Genomic DNA, 6415 nt, shown 5'->3' with positions numbered 1-6415 from the left:
TTGAACACTGCTAAGAAATAAAAAAATTACTCACTTTGTTAAAATACAAAAAAGCTTGAACACCTTGCAAATACAGGGCTTTCAAGCTTTTTATAGTTCTTAACTGTCAAAGATGAGATTACACACATGTACATGATAGTACAAACATCTAAAAATTACAAGAAAAAGAAGAATACTTTCGATTTATACATTAAGAATACATTGTATATATGGATTCTATATGTAGAAGTTTATAAATACTCCGTATCACTCGCTAAAAAGTAATACGGAGTTTAGTTTTAGACTTCTATTCTGCTAAATACTTCTCCACTTCTACTGCCGCCAGCGCACCGTCCCCTACGGCTGTTGCCACCTGGCGCAGCGGGGTTGTACGGATATCCCCGGCAGCGTACACCCCGGGAAGGTTTGTTCTCAGCAAGGCATCGGTTTTTATATACCCGCGTTCATCCACATCCAGATCCCCTTCAAGGAACTGGGCATTGGGCTCTGTGCCAACGTACACGAACACTCCGTCAATTGCGATTTCTTTCTCTTCCCCGCTTTTAACATTTTTTATGCGGACTCCTTCCACGTGGTCAGACCCGAGAATTTCCGTGACGACAGCATCCAGCTCGAATTTAATCTTAGGATTATCTTGGGCCCGTTTGACTGCAATTTGAGCTGCCCGGAAACCTTGCCGGCGGTGGACAATTGTCACTTGGTCGGCGAATTTGGTTAAGTATATACCTTCTTCAAGAGCAGCATCCCCGCCTCCGACCACTACGACTTTTTTTCCCCGGAAAAAAGCACCGTCACAGGTCGCACAGTAAGATACTCCCCGCCCGTGAAAGGTATCTTCCCCCGGAACACCGAGAGGGCGGGGTTTTGAACCGGCTGCAATGATTACAGCCCGGCCCTCGATAGTTTGGGCATCGGTTTCAACTTTTTTTACTTCTCCTTTGAGGTCAAGCCTCTGAACCTGTTCGAAAATAAATTCGGCTCCAAAAGCTGACGCTTGTTGATGAAATGCATTCATTAATTCATATCCGCCGATTCCATCGCTAAATCCGGGATAGTTCTCGATTTTTTCAGTGGAAGCCGCTTGTCCGCCCGGCATTCCCATTTCTACAATCGCAGTCTTAAGACCTCCCCGGGAAGCGTAGATTCCGGCAGTTAAGCCCGCCGGCCCTGCACCGACAATAATGACATCATACATCGTTCTGAACACCTCACTTAAAAATATAACACAACATACCCCTTAAGGGTATTCTATGATAGTATAGCACATTCATACCTGGAAAGGAAACTTACTTTTTCCTTACAACATTTTCTTCGGATCAGCAAAAATAATGTGAAGGTATTTTTCCCATTTGGGAAGAATATATAATGCGGAATACTTTGGTAAAGCTGGTAAGGAGGAAATAATTTTGCACCGTGTCTTAAAAACTCTGATCGGTCTGCTAATTCTGATAGCGATTCTGGCAGGGATAAGCGGGCTTTATGAAGATTGGCTCTGGTTTAAAGATTTAGGCTATCTTGCCCTCTTCTGGACCCCGCTCTTAAGCAAGTGGTTAATTCAGGCGATCAACGGCACTATTCTCTTTGTTTTTATCGCCGGAACTCTTTTATCTGTAAGGCATGCTATCCTGACCTTTATCAACGCCCGTCTCCGCCAGCGTCTGAGGTTGGTGCAAGAAATGGATGGCCCGGTCTTTACTTTGAGCCAGCGCCGGTTTACCCTTTGGCTCCTCCTGGCCTCTGCCGTGATCAGCTTTGCCATTAGTTTTATCGCCGGGTTTACCGGCTGGCTTGAAGTGCTCGCTTTCGTAAACCCTACTTCCTTTGGCCAAATAGATCCCGTTTTCGGGAAGGATCTCTCCTTTTATTTCTTTTCCCTCCCTTTTATGCAGACCCTGTATAACGCTTTTTTTGGGCCGATTTTTCTTCTGACGTTTTTCACAGCCCTTTTCTATACACTCACTGGAGTCCTGCACTTTAATTCACTTAAAATATGGCGCCGGGGATCGGTAGAAATCGCCGGCGCTGCAAGGCGTCACTTAGCGATATTAGTAAGCTTCTTATTCGCCCTCAAAGCCTTCGGTTATTTCCTTGATATTTATCAACTCTTATATTCCCAACACGGACATGTGATCGGGGCCGGTTATACAGACATGCATGCAACTCTGCCGGTGCTGAAAGTCTTGATCACGCTCGCACTTCTTGGTCTTATCGCCGGCTTCCTAGCACTGAAAATGCGCGATGAACGCTTTCTTACTCTACCGGTTACAGGACTTTTTCTGATCAGTACCATCTTTTATACGATTTTTCCCGTATTAATCCAATCCCTGATCGTAGTTCCAAACGAATTAGATAAAGAAGCACCCTATATAGCGAATGAAATAAAGCTGACGCGCTTCGGATACGGTCTTGATCGTATCCAGGAACTGGATTATCCCGGCAATACTCCTCTAACACCTAATTCCTTGAAAACGGAACAAGCGACTCTGAACAATGTCAGGCTGAATGATACCCGGCCGCTCTTGCAGACATTCACCCAGAAACAAGGAATCCGGCTTTATTATAAATTTCATGATATTGATGTTGACCGGTATACGGTAAACGGAGAATACCGTCAAGTTCTCATCGCCCCGCGCGAAATATCTACCCCAGATCTCGATCCCAAAGCTAAAACCTTTATTAACACCCGTTTTAAATACACTCACGGTTACGGCATAGCCGGCTCCTTTGCCAATGCAGTAACGGCTGAAGGGCTGCCTTCTTTTGCTATCAAAGATGTGCCCCCGGTCACGGAATTTACGGAACTTAAGTTGAACGAACCCAGGATTTATTACGGCGAGCTTACGAATGACTGGGTGGTTGTAAACGCCAACATAAAAGAATTCGACTACCCCCAAGGAAGCTCTAATGCGGAAAATAACTATAACGGACAGACTGGGATCCTTTTCACAGGGTTCAATAAGTTAATGCTTTCCCTTAACCACGGCACGTTTCGTTTTTATCTTAACCGGGAAATCACAAGCCAAAGCCGGATTCTCTTGCACCGCAATATCAGGGAACGCGTTGAAAAACTGGCGCCCTTCTTAAGGTTTGACGATGACCCTTATTTAGTGGTGAATGACGGACGGCTGTTCTGGATCATCGATGCCTATACTGCCTCAAATTCCCTGCCTTATGCCAGCACTTACCCCGAGCAAGACTTTAACTATATCCGCAACTCGGTTAAAGTGGTTGTCGATGCTTATAATGGGAATGTAGACTTTTATGCAGTCAATGACCAAGATCCCCTGCTCCAGACTTACCGGAAGATATTTCCGGGTGTTTTTAAAGATCTTTCCCTGATGCCGGCCGGACTTCAGGCCCATTTGCGCTATCCTGAGCTGCTCTTTACCATTCAAAGTAATATGTTGAAGACGTTCCACATGACCAATCCGGCTGTTTTTTATAACAAAGAGGATGCCTGGGATATCGCCAAAGAATTGTATGAATCCAAACCGCAAAATGTGGATCCCTACTATACAATCATGAAAATTCCCGGTGCCTCCAAAGAAGAGTTTATTCTCATGCTTCCGTTCACCCCGGCCTCAAGCACCACCAACACCCGCAATAATATGGTAGCCTGGATGGCGGCCCGGATGGATCAAGGAAATTACGGCCAGTTGATCGTGTATAAACTGCCTAAAAATATCGAAGTAGACGGTCCGCTCCAAATCGAATCCCGCATTGATCAAGATCCGGAGATTTCGAAACAACTGGCGCTCTGGGATCAGAAAGGTTCAAGCGTCATCAGAGGAAATCTTCTTGCTCTCCCGCTGGCAGGAAACTTCCTCTACGTCGAACCCATTTACCTTCAGTCCGACAAAGGAGGAAGTATTCCAGAAATGAAGCGGGTGGTGGTCGCTTACCAGGATCGCCTGGTGATGACTGAAACCCTGGACTTAGCGCTGACCCAGCTCTTCGGAGAGACTGCTCTTACCGTTACTGCGCCGGAGCCAGGGCAAGCGGCCCCGCCCCCGGCTCCTACCCCTTCTACTCCCTCCGTTCCCCCGAGCCAAGGGGATATTACTTCTATTCTTGAACAAATAGAGCAGGTGCGAACCCTCTTAGACAACCTTGAATCTCAGGTAAAGTCCTTACAGTGAAGTCAGCGGCTTTAATTCAACGATAGTCATACTGCCCTCCGGGCGCAGTTGAAAGAGTTCTGCCCCATCCCTGGTGACATAACTGGTTTCTCCCTTCTCTTCTCCCAAATCGATCTGTTGCTCTTTACCATCTTGCACAACGTGCAACTGGTTCTGGCCGTATATAATGAGCTGGCCTTTTGATCCTATCACCGTTTTGCTGTCTTTAAATGGGATTGACCCTTCCCACTGAGTCTCGGCTGCAGTATTTATATTTTTTAAGTCTGAGCTATCCTTAACGGTAAGGATTTTTACGAGCTGGTTATTATCGATTTCACCGAGATATACAACTCCATTTCCTGTTCCCAGTAAATATTGGTTGTCTTTTTTGGTGATCGCGTAACGCTGCCATCCTTTAACCGCAGCGACTTGTTTCGATGTTCCCTGCTTGCTGTCGATATAAAGTGTGCCGTATTGATCCGATACAGCCACATTGGTTATGGTTTCCCCGCCTTTGGTCAGGTTGCTGATATCCTTCATCACGTCAATTTCCAGCAGCTTCATTGTGGTTCCGCTTTTCACTGTTAAATAAATCAGATTGGTCGAGGTCGAGAAATCCAGGTGAATGATTTGACCACCGGCCGGAAAATAGCTGTCTAATGACTCTACGTCATTTTTGCGGTCTTCCGGTTCAATGCCCTCATCATCTAGAAACTCAAGGGTATAGAGTTCAGTGATTTGCGGATTGTAGGGCTTAACCGGCTGGGTTTGACTGGGGGCAGGGGTTGAAGGTTTGGGTGACTCCGGTTGAGGTTTTGAAGGCAATGACTCTTGCGGGTCTTCTTTCTGGGTTTTAGGAACTGTGAGCTGAGCGGCGGAAGTGTGCGCCACCGTCGCTTTAGTTTGGGTTGCCGGTTTAGCGGGGGTAGGATTTGGTGCCGCCGGATTTTGGCGGGCATAAAAGTAAATTAAGGTATTGCGGTCAGGGAGCCACTTATAGGAAATTACCCCCATCCCCTTAGGGTTTCCTGAAGGTGCGCTCTTGCTAAACACCAGTTTCTCACTTTTAAGATTAAATACTTTAAAGACTCCGTGATCCACGGTGGCCAAGTATTTTTTATCATACGATAACTGGGGATTTTCCAAGTTTGAGCCCGGAATGCGCGCGGTTAAACTGGCCGTTATCGGTTCATTTGAAGGTGGAGCTAAAACCTTGGCAATGCTGTGGTCTAAAAACGAGTATAGAGCAAACTGAACCAAGAGTGAAATCACGGTCCAGGTTAGAAGAATACGCAGTTTCTTTTTCATGATTTGACCCCTTTGCATCTTAACTTATGGCATCACCACAAATGCGGTCGGAATATAGCGTTCTCCGAAAATATTCCATAATTTGTTGACGATTTTACCATTATAAACCATTTCGGAGGAAGATCCTCCATCCAGGTTGACCGCATTCACGGCATCATACTTCTGGAAAATATTCATAACATCCCGCAGTGAGGCACCGACACTCCAGGTAGGCTGGCGGCCGTCAATCACTACAAAGATAATGGTACCGTCAGCCGTTTGTCCAATAGCGGTACGAGGGGCCCAGCCCCAACCGCCGTCTCCTTTTACCAACGGTTTACCGTCTTCAATCAGATTGGGTCCGAAGGTTACAGCCTCTTTAATGTTATTTTGAGCCAGTTCGGAAGCACTCATTTCTTTGATTATCAACTTTCCGTTCCCATCGAGCGCTACCAATGAGGCTTTTTGATTCTCGACATTATTATGCACCAGCTTCCCGTTTTGCACCGTTAAGCCAAACGGAAAACCGCCGTTCCCTTTGCCATTCGGGTCATAAAACCCCCCACCGTTAACACCGGCGACTGCCCCGGCATCTTTCACCATATCGGTCAAACGCTGTCCTTGTTCACCCAAATCCTTGGTTACCGCGACTTTCACCCGTTTAGGGTCACGCACCAGCATGACCTTGCCTTTGAAGTTGGGACCTTTAATATCTTCGATTGTAATCCCGTCGTCTGACACGACTTGTTCCGTGCCGATTTTTAGATTTGAGCCAACTCCCTGGGAATCATTGCTACGAAGAATGGTATTAATTTCGTCCTGCGATAGAAAAAAACGCACAACTTGGGGATGACGCGAGGTTTCAACCGCTCCGACCGCAACTACTTTTAACGATTGAAACGGTCCGTAGAAAAGGACAAACGGGGCTAAAAGAATAGAAAAAATTACATTAAAAAGTAAAAAAAGCACAAGATTTTTAGCTTTGATTCTTCTTTTTCTTTTTCGCATCA

General features: G+C 46.1%; 4 protein-coding genes. 1 reads left to right on the top strand and 3 read right to left on the bottom strand.

Going from position 1 to position 6415, the window contains the following annotated elements; genetic code table 11:
- Window positions 1–286 precede the first annotated feature (286 nt).
- Window positions 287–1195, bottom strand: coding sequence for a thioredoxin-disulfide reductase (trxB, locus tag J0X21_RS03830; RefSeq protein WP_206810896.1), 909 nt, complete (start codon window positions 1193–1195; stop codon window positions 287–289).
- Between the two features lie 211 nt (window positions 1196–1406).
- On the opposite strand from trxB, the gene J0X21_RS03825 reads away from it, so the two are divergent.
- Window positions 1407–4139, top strand: a complete 2733-nt coding sequence (locus tag J0X21_RS03825) for a UPF0182 family membrane protein (RefSeq protein ID WP_206810895.1) — start codon at window positions 1407–1409, stop codon at window positions 4137–4139.
- On the opposite strand, the gene J0X21_RS03820 is transcribed toward J0X21_RS03825, so the two are convergent.
- Together J0X21_RS03820 and J0X21_RS03815 are read right to left on the bottom strand one after the other, a co-directional pair.
- Window positions 4131–5426 carry a hypothetical protein gene (locus tag J0X21_RS03820; protein WP_206810894.1) on the bottom strand — a complete coding sequence of 432 codons (1296 nt, stop codon included), beginning with the start codon at window positions 5424–5426 and terminating at the stop codon, window positions 4131–4133. The two genes, J0X21_RS03825 and J0X21_RS03820, sit on opposite strands and share 9 nt — an antisense overlap.
- 24 nt (window positions 5427–5450) lie before the next feature.
- Window positions 5451–6413, bottom strand: a complete 963-nt coding sequence (locus J0X21_RS03815) for a phosphodiester glycosidase family protein (protein ID WP_206810893.1) — start codon at window positions 6411–6413, stop codon at window positions 5451–5453.
- Window positions 6414–6415 lie beyond the last annotated feature (2 nt).

The organism is Paradesulfitobacterium ferrireducens, from assembly GCF_017310645.1.
GTDB lineage: Bacteria > Bacillota > Desulfitobacteriia > Desulfitobacteriales > Desulfitobacteriaceae > Paradesulfitobacterium > Paradesulfitobacterium ferrireducens.
The sequence above is the reverse complement of the archived record's forward strand: the minus strand, read 5'-3'. Positions and strand labels throughout refer to the sequence as shown.

Excerpts from the sequence above, each read along its gene's own strand:
- trxB (WP_206810896.1), bottom strand. The coding sequence starts at position 1,195 with ATGTATGATGTCATTATTGTCGGTGCAGGGCCGGCGGGCTTAACTGCC.
- J0X21_RS03820 (WP_206810894.1), bottom strand. The coding sequence starts at position 5,426 with ATGAAAAAGAAACTGCGTATTCTTCTAACCTGGACCGTGATTTCACTC.
- J0X21_RS03815 (WP_206810893.1), bottom strand. The coding sequence starts at position 6,413 with ATGCGAAAAAGAAAAAGAAGAATCAAAGCTAAAAATCTTGTGCTTTTT.